This window comes from Oleiphilus sp. HI0067, assembly GCF_001635735.1.
Window position 1 is genome coordinate 1 of the sequence record NZ_LWFI01001511.1, and the last position, 647, is coordinate 647.

Here is a 647-nt window from a genome sequence, read left to right on the forward strand (position 1 = left end):
ACGTGCAGTTACNATGACGCCAACCTCTGCCGCGTCTTTCAATGCTCGAATATCGGGATCTATCGATTGTACCGCTGTCTCACTTTCCAACACGACAAGATAATTAGGGTCACCTTCTGTTCGATACGCTTCAATAACATTACCCCCCAAAGCCCTGTGCACTGACTCAGGCAAATCTATGGAGTCATAGGAAATCAAAGGAAAATCTAACTCGAGATCCGATGCTCGTTTATTAACGACTAGCCAACCACTCGCTGAATTAAAGCGGATACTATTTAGTTCAGGCTTTAGGAACTTAAAGACAACGAAGGCGCTTGCGAGCGTGGCGTGCCCGCACAGGGGGACTTCTGCAGTCGGAGTAAACCATCGCAAGTGATACCCACCATCAATGGGGTAAAAAAATGCTGTTTCAGCAAGATTGTTCTCGGCGGCAATAGACTGCATGAGCACTTCTTCGATAGGCGCATCTAAAGGAATGACTGCAGCAGGATTTCCTTTAAAAATCGTATCAGTAAATGCATCTACTTGATAAATATCGATGTTCATCAAAATACCTCTCCTTGCTTGGCCGAATAAAACATTATCCTAGCAATGAATAGGCGTAGAGTATCAATACACCTTTAAGGCAGTATAAGCAGTACAGATTT

Annotated in this window: 1 protein-coding gene; it reads right to left on the reverse strand. The window is 44.1% G+C overall.

Features of this window, described 5'->3' with window-relative positions:
• On the reverse strand, nucleotides 1-546 hold a 546-nt coding region (locus A3739_RS24690; RefSeq protein ID WP_068503155.1), incomplete at its 3' end, for a PhzF family phenazine biosynthesis protein.
• Between the last annotated feature and the right edge of the window lie 101 nt (nucleotides 547-647).